The sequence below is a fragment of the Mesorhizobium sp. WSM4844 genome, assembly GCF_055811775.1.
On record NZ_JBVVQB010000010.1, the window covers coordinates 138,043 to 153,192 of the forward strand.

General features: G+C 57.5%; 13 protein-coding genes and 1 pseudogene. 5 read left to right on the plus strand and 9 right to left on the minus strand.

Annotated features, from left to right (window positions below):
* Nucleotides 1-727: 727 nt before the first annotated feature.
* Genes AC0L2A_RS11470 through AC0L2A_RS11495 form a run of 6 tightly spaced genes read right to left on the minus strand, consistent with a single transcriptional unit; the run spans nt 728 to nt 5,150 of the window.
* The gene (locus tag AC0L2A_RS11470) at nt 728-1,087 is read right to left on the minus strand and encodes a pPIWI-associating nuclease domain-containing protein (RefSeq protein WP_473608865.1); all 360 of its coding nucleotides are present in this window, start codon (nt 1,085-1,087) and stop codon (nt 728-730) included.
* Nucleotides 1,088-1,092: 5 nt separating this feature from the next.
* Nucleotides 1,093-1,866, minus strand: a complete 774-nt coding sequence (locus tag AC0L2A_RS11475) for an FRG domain-containing protein (RefSeq protein WP_473608866.1) — start codon at nt 1,864-1,866, stop codon at nt 1,093-1,095.
* Nucleotides 1,863-3,026 carry a hypothetical protein gene (locus AC0L2A_RS11480; protein WP_473608867.1) on the minus strand — a complete coding sequence of 388 codons (1,164 nt, stop codon included), beginning with the start codon at nt 3,024-3,026 and terminating at the stop codon, nt 1,863-1,865. Before AC0L2A_RS11480 ends, AC0L2A_RS11475 begins: the two co-directional genes overlap by 4 nt.
* Entirely contained in the window at nt 3,023-3,370 is a 348-nt protein-coding gene (locus AC0L2A_RS11485; RefSeq protein WP_473608869.1) for a hypothetical protein, read from the minus strand. The genes AC0L2A_RS11480 and AC0L2A_RS11485 overlap by 4 nt, the downstream gene beginning before the upstream one ends.
* Nucleotides 3,370-3,972: a 7-cyano-7-deazaguanine synthase gene (locus AC0L2A_RS11490; protein WP_473608870.1), complete on the minus strand. Its 603-nt coding sequence runs from the start codon at nt 3,970-3,972 to the stop codon at nt 3,370-3,372. Before AC0L2A_RS11490 ends, AC0L2A_RS11485 begins: the two co-directional genes overlap by 1 nt.
* On the minus strand, nt 3,969-5,150 hold the full coding sequence (locus AC0L2A_RS11495) for a nucleoside 2-deoxyribosyltransferase (RefSeq protein ID WP_473608871.1): 1,182 nt from the start codon (nt 5,148-5,150) through the stop codon (nt 3,969-3,971). The genes AC0L2A_RS11490 and AC0L2A_RS11495 overlap by 4 nt, the downstream gene beginning before the upstream one ends.
* A gap of 20 nt (nt 5,151-5,170) precedes the next feature.
* Here AC0L2A_RS11495 and AC0L2A_RS11500 point away from each other — a divergent pair, with 20 nt between their 5' ends.
* Entirely contained in the window at nt 5,171-5,581 is a 411-nt protein-coding gene (locus AC0L2A_RS11500; RefSeq protein ID WP_473608873.1) for a hypothetical protein, read from the plus strand.
* A gap of 20 nt (nt 5,582-5,601) precedes the next feature.
* Here the strand turns inward: AC0L2A_RS11500 and AC0L2A_RS11505 are convergent, their stop codons facing one another.
* Nucleotides 5,602-6,312 carry an 8-oxoguanine DNA glycosylase gene (locus AC0L2A_RS11505; RefSeq protein WP_473608874.1) on the minus strand — a complete coding sequence of 237 codons (711 nt, stop codon included), beginning with the start codon at nt 6,310-6,312 and terminating at the stop codon, nt 5,602-5,604.
* Here AC0L2A_RS11505 and AC0L2A_RS11510 point away from each other — a divergent pair.
* The 4 genes and pseudogenes from AC0L2A_RS11510 to AC0L2A_RS11525 all read left to right on the plus strand — a co-directional run bounded on the left by AC0L2A_RS11510 (nt 6,311) and on the right by AC0L2A_RS11525 (nt 12,055).
* Nucleotides 6,311-6,637 (plus strand): hypothetical protein, encoded by a 327-nt coding sequence (locus tag AC0L2A_RS11510; RefSeq protein WP_473608875.1) that lies wholly within the window; start codon nt 6,311-6,313, stop codon nt 6,635-6,637. The two genes, AC0L2A_RS11505 and AC0L2A_RS11510, sit on opposite strands and share 2 nt — an antisense overlap.
* Before the next feature lie 372 nt (nt 6,638-7,009).
* A pseudogene (locus AC0L2A_RS11515) lies at nt 7,010-7,321 on the plus strand (IS110 family transposase); the annotation flags it as partial.
* Nucleotides 7,322-7,761: 440 nt separating this feature from the next.
* Complete coding sequence (locus AC0L2A_RS11520; RefSeq protein WP_473608877.1) at nt 7,762-10,563, plus strand: SIR2 family protein; 2,802 nt, start codon at nt 7,762-7,764, stop codon at nt 10,561-10,563.
* Complete coding sequence (locus AC0L2A_RS11525; RefSeq protein WP_473608878.1) at nt 10,556-12,055, plus strand: argonaute/piwi family protein; 1,500 nt, start codon at nt 10,556-10,558, stop codon at nt 12,053-12,055. Before AC0L2A_RS11520 ends, AC0L2A_RS11525 begins: the two co-directional genes overlap by 8 nt.
* 184 nt (nt 12,056-12,239) lie before the next feature.
* On the opposite strand, the gene AC0L2A_RS11530 is transcribed toward AC0L2A_RS11525, so the two are convergent.
* Nucleotides 12,240-13,055: a hypothetical protein gene (locus AC0L2A_RS11530; RefSeq protein WP_473608879.1), complete on the minus strand. Its 816-nt coding sequence runs from the start codon at nt 13,053-13,055 to the stop codon at nt 12,240-12,242.
* Nucleotides 13,056-13,532: 477 nt separating this feature from the next.
* Nucleotides 13,533-14,831 carry a hypothetical protein gene (locus AC0L2A_RS11535; protein ID WP_473608880.1) on the minus strand — a complete coding sequence of 433 codons (1,299 nt, stop codon included), beginning with the start codon at nt 14,829-14,831 and terminating at the stop codon, nt 13,533-13,535.
* Between the last annotated feature and the right edge of the window lie 319 nt (nt 14,832-15,150).

Genomic DNA, 15,150 nt, shown 5'->3' on the forward strand with positions numbered 1-15,150 from the left:
TGGGCCACCTATGGTCTGGCGAACCCAGTGACTGCGAGAGGGTGATCCCTCCCGCTTTCGGGACACATCACCACTGCCTTCCAGTGAAGCAGCATTCTGACCGAAATCGGCCCATCTCCAGAAAGCTGACGTTCTCTGCGCGCTTATCGTTGATCCGATACTTGGACTTTCTGACGGCACCCACTGACCAAAGTTGATGCAGAAAGTCTTCGTGGGCGCTGTATCGCGATAAGCAGCGGCAAGGCAGCGAGCGCCATCCAAGCTTTTCTAATAGACTGGCCGACGATGTAGGCTGGGTTTCCAAAAGCGATCTGTACAGAGATCAAGCTGTCCAGAAGCAGACCGACGACACTGCTCGCGACGGACGCAAGCACCAAGCCGCGCCGTCGAGCAGGTCGACCATCTCCGCAATCAAGAACGCCACGCCGGAGGCGACGGCCAAGACTGGCGACGCAATCAGCGCGGCGATAACGCCACCGATCAACACGGCAGCGACGGCCCAGATGGGCCCAAGCGCTTCCTGTACGAGATCTCGGGGCACGAAGGACAGGCCCCGGCTAGAAGAACTCCCGACGATGCCAGGATGCCTGGCCAGACCGGGATGAGGCATGGCCCATCCGGAACGCAAATCGTTCCACCATGCGCGATGAGCCAGTTTGCCGCCGGCACGCAGCCAATGAATGCTGCGAGACTCCCCCACCCAGCTGCACGGTTCGTTCCGATGAAACTAGAGATCAGCGGCACTCTGCTCGCCGATCTCGCCGTAAAACGAGGACGTGTCGACTGTCATATCGTCAATGACCGGCACCCCGTCGACGAGACTGCCATGAAAAGTCCCTGGGAAACTTTCGGACGTTTCCAAAGGGTCATCGGTGTTCATCCCATAGCGCAGAACGACATACCAGGTCAGCGGACCCTGGAACTCGTTACCGTCAAATCGAATCTCTTTCTCGAACGTTTCTATCGTGTCGATTTGAGTGGACGCGGAAAGAGAGTCGAGATCTGACCAAGCCTGCGTTTCCTGGTAATTCTTGGCTTGGACCGCTTTTGCGATCGTCTGGCGCCGTGCGGCTGTCTTGTCTTCCATGTCCGTCATCCGATCATTGCAGTGCCGATGCCGATCCGTTCGACATAGCGCCACTTCAACATTTCGCAGAGGCCGACAATATCCGGATAGATATGGCTATGATCGACACCCATCTTGAAAAGCGTTCTCCGAAACCTCGACCGCATGCCTGCTGGTATGACGAACTTGTCAGAATTTTTAGGCACCCAGGCCCTGTCCGGCTGGTTATGGACTGAAAACAACCCTCTTTGGTTCACGATTCTCGGAGCTGACTTCGCCGGAACCAAAAACATCACACGATCGATCGTGAAAGGGTCTGGGTTCTTTAACGGGTCAACAATGTCATCAGCGGGAATGTTGACCGCATGCACTACTGCATCGTCTTTCGGATCGCCGCTCGAAATCGCGAAGTAGCAAGCGACCAACGGGTTCGTCGTCCAATCGAGCAAACGTGTTGGAAGTCCATGGTGTTGAGCAACGGCAAGCCAGTTCCAGGCCCCACTTACGGGAAGCTGGAACATAGGCTCGGCGGACTGCTGAAATGCTCTAAAGACTCTTTCCTCATTGATTGCGGAATAGACTGCGGGGGGTCGTCCGACGGTGGGGATGTGCTCGTGTAATACCGAGCCACACCCGCGAAAGACGCGCATCGGGTGCGCCTTTGCGTCAATGAATTCAATGAACTTCATCCACCGCGCCTGAGTGTCGCGGACCATCTCCTCGAACTTCTCCGGTCCTGCCGCACCAAGCGGACGCTTCTCGAACACACGCGGCAGCGTCTTGCGAGGCGGAGGCGTCATGGTGATGGTGTCCGCATCGCGTGGTAGAGGGCGCTTGGATAATCTGCGGCAATGCGTGATGCGGGAAAGCAATGCTCGACCGTTCGAGTGTCGCGTTCGGGCCAAAACACCACCTTTGGCTCCCCCACCCGATTTCGAACTTCCTCGATCATCGACAGCCTTGCATCCGATCCGATGATCAACAAGTCGATCGGCCCCTCCGCATCGAGCTCTCCGTCCCAGTCCATGAGCGTGAAAGCTGTGGAGCCGCCAAAACCCTCGATCAGGATCTCCGTCTGCATAACGAGCGATTTTGCCTCGAAGCTCCCGACGCCGAGTAGCCGCAAGCGTTCATCGTCTTTTTGGCTAATGCGAAGCCCCGCCAACTTCGGTGGCTGAGGAAGAGGTAGCCGGGCATCCTCGACGAAATATGCGATGCTCCTCGCGGCAAAGTCCGCGGCGTCAACGGGTTCGTCTCGGAGTTCGCCCCAAGCATGTGCAAACGCCGTCGCCAGCACATCCCCAATTCCAATACGGAAGTAACTCGCCGCGGCGTAGCTTGGGATTGAGATGGGAGGCCCACCAAAAAACACTCGAAGTCCTCCTAACCGATCCCGGCAAAGCAGAACCTGGGGCGATGGCTTTGAATCAAATATGTTGTCGGCTGCCTGCGTGAGGTTCTCCGATGTTGGCTTTGTCCTGCGATCGAGTCCGCCAAAACCAAGAAGCTCCTCCTCCGAGAGGATCATCGCCAGCCTTTCAGCGGTCGAGCCGTTCTTATGGTATGGCTCATAGGAGTTCTGTGGATCGTAGACGACAGTGCGACCGTCAACCCGCGCGCTCCCTTCCATGAACCCAAAGCGAACGACAACATCGCCCTTTACCTCCAGGGTCGGTTCTTGCTCGTCATCGCATGGTACGGGCGGGACAAATGACTTCTGCAGAGTGTCGAGGTACTCGAAAATCAACTCGTGTCTGGTCGGTGCCAGATGTCCGACGATTCCAAAACTGGAGAGCGTCGCCTCGGCATCGCCTCTCCAAACCTCGGGTACATATGTGTGAAGCACGGTACCGTCCGATAGCCCGCTCGCCGCTATGGCCGAGCGCATCCCCGATCCAAACAATCGCTCCCACTTGGGATACCGACAGCGTTCGAGATAAGTCGAGCCGGCGATGATCATGATGCCCTAAAGACCGCTACAGAGCACCGAGAGGCGGACACGAACTGGATGACGGCAATGTACCGAACGCCACCGTCAACGCAGCTGATCAATTGTGCCAATCCCTGAAACGCCGCGAGAGTCCCAACAATTTCTCCACCGTTGGTTACACAAACGAGGCTACGCCACTTCCCGCTCGTCGAGATCTGAACGAGGAGTTCATCGCCTTTCTCAAGCCCCTTGACCTCGTCCGGCCTAAACCCGACGAGATCCAACTCGAAGCTCAGATCACAGCCATCTTCCAGAACCACCGGCTTGCTTTTTGCCGCGGCCTGGCGAGCGCTAGTAGGTGCATAGCCCGCCATCAGGATGCTCCTCTCTTGGATCGAGGGTAAGTCGCGTCCACGCATTCTCGGTGCTTGAGGCAGCCATTACACTGTCCGCATGCATACTCATGTACGTGGCAGGAGAACGTGAGACCTATCAGTTCGTAGGGAAAACCTGATTTGCGCAGAAGCGTTTTCGTGGACATTCGCCGCGCCGGCGCGACGACGCGCACGTGCCCCTCTTGAAGCGCGAGGGTGCGATCGAGCGACTTCAGGAAAGGTCCTTTTCCATCAGCATGATGGTCCGTCGAAACCGAACCGAGAATGATTTCCTTCAACCCCTCGGGCATGAATTTCATCGCTGCAAGCGTCACCAACATCTGGTTTCGATATGGCCAGAACTCTGCAGTTGAAGCACCTGGAGCCTCATCCCTCCCTGCCATGGCACCCGATCCAATGGATGTGAGATCGGCGCGGATCGTCCGGTGCTCCAGCCCTATTCGGCTGCACAACGCGCCTGTTGCGGCAATCTCGCCTTTGGCTGCGCCCTGACCGTAGTCGATCGTGACGCACAGATCGGGTCGCAGCCACCAGGCCAGAGCCGAAGAGTCCAGGCCGCCGGAGAAAAGAAGCGCCCTCACCGTATGGAACTCCAAATTGCCTGGTAGATCGCGGTCGTAAAATCGTCTGTAATCAGACAGTCGGTGCCTTCCAGCATTGTAAGGCTTTCGGGTCGGGGCGATTCAGCCAGCGCAATCACCGGAATTCCGAGATTCCGAGCGTACCCCACCTCGAAAAGAGTGCCTGCATCCTCCCCATCAATGACCGCGACAACCGCATTGCAAGACTGCAGGCCCTCCAAATCCTTGCCGGCGATATACTCCGCGCCTCCATGGGAGCCTACCTCGTGAATAGGCGAGAATGTTTGTCCGCCTAGCATCCCCAGGCAGCCGCGCATCTCATCGACGAGCCACCGCTGCGCGAGCGTGAAAAAAGGAGCCGCGATATAAACCCGACCCGCAGTTCCTCCAGCAGTTTGCGGCATCAGCCCTTCGACGCCTTCAAGCGAAAGCTGGGGTTCACGTGTAGAAACGTAGCGGGCAACAGCGCGAGAGGCGAAATCGGCCGCCTGCGCCGCCGGCCAATCACGTTCGCCCCAAAGATGAGCGAATACCGCGCTGAAGATGTCGCCGGATCCCAATTTGAAAACGGTCTCGGATCGATAGGCGGGCAATTGCACATTCCCGCTAGGCAGCATGACGACAGCTCCGAACGGGCCGCGCTTCACCACGATGACGTCGGCTTTGAAGCGATCACGTACAGTCTCGTAGGCCCAGATATCGCCTCCGCCAACGCCGTATTCGAGCTCTGCCTCGTTGAGAACGATAGCGAGTTCCTTCGCGGTGGAACCGTTGGTGTGAAAGAGCAGCGCCGCCGAAGGATGCTGTGGGTCGTAGATTGCCCGTCTGGCACTGATAACTGCATCACCCTCGACCATCCCGAAGCGCAGGACAACATCGCCACTCGCGGAAAGCGATGGGAGTGGCTTGCTAGGTGGACCGACAAGCTCGGAAACGGAGAGCGGGTGAAAATAGTGAAAGCCGATGTTGGCAGTAATCTCTCGCAGATCGGTCCTCACGCCAAGCCCGTGCATCGTCCGCCGGACATCTTCGGCCCAGCCAGTATAGGCGTACGCCGTCAGGTGAGAATTCGGTGAAAGCGTGGACAGAGCCACGGCGGCTCGTCCAGCTGATCCGAAGATCCGCGACCAGTGAGGCCGCACGCACTCTTCGCGGTAGACGCCGCCGACAATGATCATGGCGTGCGGCCACCAACGACATGGCAGTGGCCCGAGCCAGTTTCGGTGACCTCGACACTATAGCGAACGCCACTCTGGAGACATTCAAGGAAATTTGCGTAGTTCTCGAAGGCGCCAAGCGAGCCAATGATCATTCCATTGGATCTTATCGCCACAGCGATCGGATGCCTATCTCGGAATTCAGTCCCTATTCGGAGAACGTCGCCGTTCTTCAATCCAACGAGCCCAGGAAGACGGATGCCCTGCAAGTCAGTATCGATGCGGATGTCGCATCGATCCGCACCTTCTATTCCGCCCAAACCAAGGCCGAGCTTGCTCTTGCTCGCTTTCGCTTGCGGCGCGCTCGAATTATCGGCGTTCCTGTCACCACCTGTCGGTATGCGCTTCCCAGCCATCGAATCAAGCCTCCCAATTCGAAGATTAAGTGGTAGCTCGATCAAAGGTAAACGGGTCAGCCGAACAATATGCGCATATCCCGCCACATAATTGCGTCAAGAAGCGAGGCCTTGACCTGGATTGCCTGAGCGAATTCCAGAAATTTTTTCTCAAGCGCCTCGTAATCTTTCGGAAGGCGGTATTTTGCTGGAAACAATCCCATCAGCTCGCCGGCTCGAAGGACATGAATATCAAGGATTGCGACCTCGTCGCTACCTAGCCAATTCCTCACGATCCAGGAAGCTGTCTTCGGCCCAATCCCCGGTAGCTCCATAAGCTGCCGGCGAAAGATGATCGGGTCATCGGTCTCCGGTGGCTTCTTCCGGATAGCATTCAGCGCAACGTGAAGACGGCCTGCACGTTGCCTTGGATAGCGGTACTTGTGCCGCCTACCTCCGACCAGCAGCGGCATGCTCAGCAAAACTTCTATCTCCTCCCGTGATGGCACCGGATCAGCAGAGAACACGCCCGCCTCATGAAGATGCTCCCACGCGGCGCGATTCAACTCCATCTTCACGCCGTATCCGCCAAGAAGGCAGAAAGCCAGGTCCTCGGCTAGCGGTGTACCTTTCGGGCTGATGTAATCCTCGGGATCATCCGCCTCGAACTCCGCCATCTTCGACCAGTAGGCGGGACTTCCTGCCCAACCACTCAACCCGAAGCGAACTCCCGGAAGAACTTCGTCTTCCGGGTCAAAACGACGTGACGTATCGGAACTAGCAAGCATGCCACAGATCATATATGTATTACATATGAAAAGCAAGATTCCGGACATCGCTCGTAGGATCGACCTTAAGCGACGAGAGACCTCCACGACGCAGGTAGAGCTTGCAGATTGGCTGGACGTCAATCAAGGCCATCTGTCGAAGGTGCTTGCCGGAAAAGAGCCTGTTTCAAAAAAGATGCGCTTTCGGATGGCCAGTCTGTTGAGCGCATGGCCAACGCCGAAGTCAGGCGATCCGGTTCTTGAAGCCGAACTAGTCGCAGCAATACGCAAATCAGCTGCATTTTGCGAGTTTATTCGCGCGGCACTCAAAATGCATAAGCCATAGGGCATGGAATATGTATTTTGTGCCGCCGCGGACGCGCAGAAGCCAAGTTAGCAAGGTCAATACAATGCGGTCTCACTCGTCCAACGTGATGATTTTGAAAGTTCGCATTGGAATGATATCGTGCACAGCGCCAATATTCCCTCGCGATTTGTGATCGAGGTGGAGGAGCGTCTTGTAGGCTAGTGCGCGGCTTCTGGATCATAAAAGTTGGCCGTTCGGTTTCGTCGCGTTCGCCCCAGGTTTTCCGCGTAGTCTGCTTTCGCCAGCAACCAACTAATAGCTGCCATTCCGCTTCCGTGAAGATCCTATGGGGATGGAAGGCGACCAGCGCTCTGCCAGAGTGAAGTTGCCAAACATCACCTGGAGGTCAGCATGCAAGCCAACACCACCAAAGCCCCGGCCGCTATCCGCGTCGATCTTGCCGCAATATTTGTCTCGTTAGAATTGTCTCGTTCAAAATGGCTCGTGACTTCGCTTTCGCTAGGTGGGGGCGAGAGAATGTCGAGACACCTCGTGTCGGGAGGCGACATTGCGGGTTTGCTCGCTCACTTCGCAGAGCTGCAACGAAAGGGGGAAGTGCGGACAGGGCAGAGTTTCCGGATCGTATCAATCCAGGAGGCCGGTCTGGATGGATTCTGGATACATGGGGTCCTCGAACGCGAAGGCATCGAGAGCTATGTCGTCCGCCACATCCTTTTGCCGTCCTGCCGGATCGAAATTGCCGTCTCTTTCATGGATACGTCGAGACCGATATACTGCTCCATGGCTGTCCTCCGTTCGATGCCTGGGCCCGGTGTCCATCGTGAGCCCGTTCTTCATCCTATCGGGGGACAGCCAGCCGGCTAGAGCTCCGAACATCGCCGCCACAGCTTTGGTGGCCACCGCTCCCGCGATTACGTCATGTTCGTTCTCCGGCCCCAAAGCTGCCCGTCGGGAAAGCGCCTAATCCCGGTCGTTGGCGCGGGTCGTCGGTTGAGCCCATAAGCGGACGTTCGGAATTCAGATGAAGCGGATTTCGACATGACCAAGGCACATCGTGAACGGCTTCCCTTTGACTACCATCGCGCAGATTAATGTTCTATATTTGTTCGTTCGAATTCCGATTCGCAGAGGGCATATCCGTCTTGGCAGTCGCAGAGTCGGCATCCAGCTTTGACCCGTCAGAAATTCAGCGTGCGGTGCCTGGCAGGCTTCGCTCCTTGCTGCGCGGTCGGCCCGAGCCGGTCCTTCTAATCGGTGCCGGCGCGTCCATTTCGTCGGGCATTCCAGCTGCGGGAGAGGCGGTCGAGAGGATCTCCAAATGGCGATGGTGCCTCGACAATGACCGCCTGCCCAATGATCCAAGCGTGCGCCGCGCGGACTATTGGCCTTGGCTAACCGGGCAGCCCTGGTTTTCGGCCGACGTCCAGCTTGCGGAACTATACCCGGACGCCGTCAAGCATCTGCTGAATGTTGCGAATGACAGGCGCGTGTTCTTTGAGGATATGATCCATCCGCCGGTGCACCCGAACCGGGGGTATAGGAGCCTCGCCAATATCCTGCACCAAGGCTGGATCACCACTGTTCTTACTACAAATTTTGATGAATGCATCCAGAACGCCCGGGTGCTTGTTACGCGCCCGCATCATCTGGTGGCGATCAAAACGCCCTCAGACTTGGTCCGCTTCTCCTCTGCGCCTGAAAATCCGCAACTCGTCTATCTGCACGGTTCCGTCGAACATTTGACGGACAAGAATCTGGCGGTCGATGTCCAGAATATGGATGGCGAAATCGTCGAGCGTGTGCGGCCGCTGCTGCGCGATCATCCGATCATCGTCGTCGGCTATCGTGGCGCCGAGCCTTCGGTGATGCGGGGACTGTTTCTCGATAACATCAGCTATACAAACAATTTTTATCACGGGATCTATTGGTGCGTGCTCGATCGCGAGATCGACACGCCGATGCCGCCGATGGTGTCAGAACTCGCATCGGCGATCGGCGGAAACTTTACGACAGTCCCGATTTCGGGCTTTGATGATCTTTTCGAGATTGAGTTGTACAATCGGCTGATTGCAGAGGGGGCGCAGCCGACTCGGCGCAACCATGGCTATCGGACGCCCGAGCTGCCGCTTGACATGGGCCCGATCGCTAGCGGCTCGCTCGATGGCATCGATCGTGTGCTACTCTTCACGCGCTTGCGGGAATATGCGGCGGTTCTCAACAATTGGGCACCGGATTCCTATCAGGAAGAGTGGACACTCCGGATCGCCAGCACTTTCAACCTCCTGATCGCTGCCGACGATGCAACCGTTCCAAGTGTTGCGGGTTGGCTACTGTTCGCCAATGACCCCTCAGCTTTGGTGCCCAACGCTTTCGTGCGCTTCAGTGCGAAGGGCCCGGTGCTGTGGCTACGCCAGTGCCTCGGGGAGGATGTGGATATTGTGCCTGACTCCGACGGCGGCGGGATTGCCGAGGTCGAAATCCGCGGAAATTTGTGGTCGCAGCTCGATCAACTCACCGAGCTACTCTCGCGCGTCAATAGGCAGTTTCGTCTGAAGCAGGAAGTGTCGCGGCAGGTCCGCTCCTATAGCCCCTTGGCTCTCAAGGAGATGATCGTGAATGCGTTGGTACACCGAGATTATGCCTGTGCAGGTTCAGTCGAGATCGAGGTCACTCCTGAGCGAATCGTCACGCGCAGCCCAGGCGGCCTGGTAGATACCGTCGCGGCTCAGATCTACGATCAGGAGCTTCAAGCTCTCATTAAGAGCGGGCGGCGGAGCATCAAAGGCTACCGAAATCCAGTGATTTCCGACCTTTTCTATGGCGGCGGCCAAATGGACCATACCGGTTCCGGTCTGTCGGACATGTGGAAGGAGACAATCAACAATAATGGCGACGTGAATTTCGGGCCAGAAGACGGGAATAAGGCGTTCGCCGTCGAGATTCGTGCGCGCCCGGAGGCTGTAGACGACATCACCAACACCGCCATTGCGGACGAATCGCAAGTTACACGCTTCACCACGAACCTTCTACCGATCCACACCATGCCTGATCGGATCTGGCATGCTGGCACGACTGCTACCTACACAGGCGGGCTTTTTCGGTCAGCGGGCGATTTACAGGTGCCACCCGGCCATGTGCAGGACGGGCGGTTCTACACCCTCTACGATCTTGATGAGATCACCAGCCATCTAGTCACCCCGTTCGATACGGGAGACGTTGAGACGGTCGCGCCCCACGAACTCATCGCGCTCCCCAATGGCGAGAACATACTAATCAAGCTTCTCGTGGATGCCGTTCTCGGGCATTGTCGCGCGCTCGGCATGCAGATCGATTTCAAGCGCAAGCGTGCTCATTTCCCACGCTTTGAGGCGGAGCATGAGCGTCGTATCACCTACAAGGCTCGCTACAAGCGGGCGACCAGAACAGTCGTCAAAGCGAGGACTAAGCGGGATACTGGGGAGATTTCTTACTATGAGCACAAGGCGCTCTCGATCACGGTCGCTCCTTATGGTGCCGAGTGGTGTATCATCCTTTCACCGGGATATGCCTTCACGCGAAATGGCTTCGGCCGGCTAATCGGAAACGAGCTCATCAACAGCCTGTCGACGCGGCGGGCAGCCAAGGACTTCAATTCAAACGTCCACAATGATCTGGCCTTCTGGCAGGCCATGTTGGCGGATCAAACCGACGGGGTATTCTCGCTCAAGCCGGATGTCCGGAATGAATTATCATCTTTCGCTCCCAACATCGTAATCAGCAACCAACTCCCCGGCGCATCACTGAACTCCAGCGCGCTGGAAGAGTTGGCGAGCACAGAGGCTGACCAGGACGAGCTCGACGAATTGGACGAGGAGCTTTCCGCGATGGCGGACATGGTCGAACTGGATGATCTGCGGGTGCTGGAGCCAGCAAGTGCTTCCGACCGGATGGACGACGATGACTGATCTCTCGCTCTTCGAGTTACGGCCGCCGCCGTTGCAATTCGGTGGCGCCGCATCGACGTCCGATCCTAAATCCGGTCTTGATAGTGCCGGCCCGTTCGACCTGCGATTCGGATCGGCACGGAAGGACACGATCTATGTCGGTGCAATAGGTCCCGCGACGATCGTCGACAGTGCTCAGAAGTGGTTGACTCGATGCTCAGCGGGAATTCCATCGTTCGGACCAGCCACCTCGTTGCGGCGTCCGTTCCCAGGCTTTTCCGAGGTCTTTCGAAAGAAGCTCGTCTTCTCGGCGCATCTCACCGTTACTCTGGGCGACGTTAGCGCCGATCCGATTGGCCTGGCGCTCGCGCAAACTGACGCATTCCAGCGGTTTCAAACTATCGTTGATCTCTATGACGTCGCACTACAGAGGCTGGCAGGGCGGGATGTGAACCGACCTGATGTCGTCCTAGTCTGCTTGCCCCAGAATGTGCTCGACAAGTGCAAGACGGTTGAGCGGCAAAATACGGAGACCGAACGCGAGCGCGCCAAAGCGATCCGAAAAGCGCGAGCTAGCCGCCAGACCGACTTCTTCGACTTACTCGATGAGGTCGAGGAAAGCGAGGACGACTTCCTCAAGCGGGATCTGCGACATGCGCTCAAGGCCAAAGCCCTCGCCGTGCGACTGCCAATCCAGCTCGTCACACCGCGACTCCTCGAGGATGGGCCTAAGACCGAGGATCCGGCCACCCGCGCCTGGAACTTCTCTGTCGGCTTATATTACAAGGCGGGCGGCGTTCCCTGGCGGTTGAGCCCACCCGGTCCCGAGACCTGCTTCGTTGGCATAAGCTTCCACCATTATCGTACAAAGCAGCGACATGTCGTGCAGTCGAGCCTCGCTCAAGCATTCTCTAGCGAGGGTGAGGGATTCGCGATCCGCGGTACAGGCGTGCCGGCGGAAGCGGATCAGCGGCTGAATGTCCATCTTTCCCACGATCAGGCCTTTGAACTCGGCGAGCGGATCATCGCCGAATATGCGTCACGAACCGGTCGCTCGCCGTTGCGTCTGGTGATCCATAAGACCAGCCAGTTCGATGCAGCCGAGATCAAAGGGTTCCGTGCGGCGTTAGGCGACATTCCGATCCTGAGCCTCGTCACGATGGTGCCGAGCGCGTTTCGCCTCGTACGCTTCGGAATGTATCCTCCTCAGGTAGGTACTATCTGCACTGTGAACGGCGCACGGACGTTCCTCTACACATCTGGCTATATCCCTGAGATCGAGACCTATCCCGGCCCGCATATTCCGCAGCCCTTCGAGGTGCGCGTGATAGGTCCCGAGGATCCCTTGACCGCTGCAGCCGACATCTTCAACCTGACGCGGATGAACTGGAACACCGCGGATATCCGCGGAAAATGGCCTGTAACGCTCTCGTTCGCGCGACGCGTCGGCGGGATTCTCAATGAATATGGCGAGCAGGATCCCGAGGAAACCTCCTTCCGATACTTCGTGTAGACGATCGCGTTCACGTGCGGATCTGCAACTTTTGTTATTAAACCAAAAGCTGTCGGTCCGCTTTCCGCTCCATGCTGCCGAGCAGCAATGCGCCTCATCTCCGTCGCTCACGACAGAGCTATCGTGCCGCAAAAACTGCCACGCCTGTTTCGATTCGAGGCGATATTCAAGGTAGAAAGGGCTATTAGCTTGGGCTACCGTTGCGCTCAGCTTTTGCTAATTTTGGCGCGCTCTTCGACGGTGTTTCAGGACAAGTAGCGACATTGACGTGGCGATAAACTGAGCTTCCCCTCATCCTATCCGCCGGCAGTATCATTCTATTGCGAGAAACGATGACAATGTACCGGACTGACCTCAACTCCGTCCCGCCGAGCACGCCGGCAGAATATTCTTCAGCCTGTATCTGGGCACCTTGGGCCATGCCGAAAATATCGTCTCCGTCGCGGATTACCTTCCACTCCGTCAGAACTGCGCCACGGGTGACCATTACTTGTTCAGTATTAACCGGTTCCTCAAGTACCAAATCCGTGGCCACGCGATTTGTTACTTTGTATGGATAGATGCCGTGCCAAAGAAGGTGAGCGCCGCCGAGTTTTTCGCAGGCAACCTCACCAGCTTCGTATGCCGCCTGCCACTTACTTCGAGTTTGCGGGTCAGCAACGATGGTCCACTGTAAATGCAAGAAAGCCCTCTCAGAGAGTGTCCGCAGGGCGGCCTCGTTGTCAGCGAGGAGGTAATTCGCTTCGGTCACTAGGCTCTTCAAAAGTACCGCCGCCTCCCCAACGAACCCCTGAACATTGGCGCTCGAAACAGACGTTTCTGGGAGTGACAGCAACTCCTTTAGCCTCTTTCCGACATCAGACGACATTAGGCCCGGTGGGATCGAAGGGCTGTTCTCCAATGCCTCGGCCTCCAAAGCCCCAAAGATCGCCCGGGCAATCCGGTAGAGCTGCTTTCCTTGACTTCCATTGGCCAGGACGCTGTCAAAGGCTCCCCACATGCTGACTCCATCTACAAAGCCCTCTATTCGGGCGGATAGTGCTTTCCAACGTTGGCTTCCAGACATCGAATCTCGCCTTGATTGTAATTTTAGATCAGAGTGCGCTAGGCTTTTGTAAGAAAAGTGAATTTGAACAACGGCTACATTGTCCTAGGTCCACTATCGCCAAAGAAAAAAACTAACGCCCCTAGCTGAACAAGCGCTTCAAGTTTTTTGATGTCGCGGAATTTCGCGATACTGACACTTTCGATCTTCGCCGCCCTCATTGTGCAAGTTGACAAGAGACGGGGTCCGTGTAGTGCACCGCTGTAACGGAGTCACCGTCCGTGTGATATTGCTCCCCAAATTGGCATCCGGCATGATGTGGAGCTGGCGCGCTGGCCGTACGGTCGACAGACTTGAGCGCGGCCTAATGGACGATGGCTAATTCGTGGTAGCTTCGGCCGGACCCTCGCCGGTGAGCTGGCCTGCACGCCTTCAATCCTCCGCGACCTGCGCAGCCCGCTTGTAAGCCTCCAGGTGATGCTCATCCATCAGCGCCTCGAGATCTACATTGCTGATCGGGTTCTTGTCGTAAAGAAGGGTGATAAACTCACGAAAGCCGTGGCTACCCCGGAGGTCCGCGCCATTATGCGAGGCATTCAGCACTAAGGCGATGTCTTCGCGCGAGAAGCGATCAGAGAGCGGATTGGCGACGCTGGCGGCGAGCGCGTTGGCCTGGTCCCAGTTGGCGGCAGTCGCATAGATCTGAGCCGCCCGGGTAATCATCTCAGGAGGCGGCGCGGTCACGCCGGTCAATTGGTCGGCGGCCAACGTAGCTAGTGCCTGAAGCGCGCTGGCGCGCCACCAGCCCATCTGCAGCGCTGCCTTGATAGCTTGGCCCTTATCACCCGACTGCTCCTGCAGGAGCCAAGTCCGAAGCACCACCTTGGTGGCATCGTCGACCTGCTCGCCCGCCTCGCGGACACGCAGAGCTGCCGCGGCGGCGAAGCGGACCGCGTCGCTAACACCACTTTTCGCAAGCTTCTCGATCGCGGTCACAAGCCTTGGCACCGCAATTGGGCGGTGCAATTCGACCGCCGCTTCTATCGCCAGGAGCACGTTGATATTGGCGTGGTAGGGATGAGTTGCGTCTGGCCAGCCAAAAGCAAGATCATCCACGAAGGCACGCACCAGCGGGTCGCGCGCTTTGCCAATTTCGGTGCCGCGCAGGCGAACGACGGCGTCGTTCAGTACCATCGGGAAGTATGGTGAGATAATTACTGATTGAAGGCTGGCGAGCGCCGCCTTGCCCTGCCGCGCCTGCTGCGAAAGGACGTAGCTCAGCGCTGAGCGAATGTGCAGTCGTGCGAGTTCGGCGGCAGGCGCATAGGGCTGTGCGTCATGCGAGAAGGTCGGATGGGCGCATCGGTTTCGGTCGGCGCGTAAACGACTGAGTTCCTCGTATTCCTGATGTCCGAAGAAGTCGAACTTGTCGCGAAACTCCTCGAGAAGGTTGCGCTCAATCTCGAGCAGGCCCTTGATTGCCTGCGGGTTCCCGTTCCGCTGCTGCTCCTGAAGGGAGTCAAGCTTGGCTACGAGGGCAACGGCGTCCTGGTCGCCGCCGGTTGCCAAGCCGCGCAACTTCGCGATCAAGTCGAAGCAAACGGCTACGTTCGCTGAGACGATTGCGGCTCGATAGGCCCCCGCTTCGTAGCAGCGCACCGCTTCGCGAATGTGCACCTTGGCATCATCATTGACGCACCGCACGATCATCTCTTCGAAGCCAAGTATCACGGCAGCAGCATCTCGTATGTGGCAATCACAGGCCGCTCGTGCGGCCGCGGCGAAGCTTAGCGCAGCAAGGTCAGCTTGTCGTGACCGATCAAGAGTGCATTCAGGTGTATCGTTGCGGTGGCCGGCGCGAGTCTCGCAGACCAACTTGACGGTGCCCGATGCAGACTGTGCCCACTCGAACCACACAAGAGTCCGATAGAGGCCGGGGCTCAGTGGCAGCTATCCGCCCGGATCCATCCGCAGAACGAACCCGCTGCGCGGGAGGGCGCCTGCGGTTGAGGTAGAGATCAGGAACCGGTCGTCGCGCCTGCATTGAGCG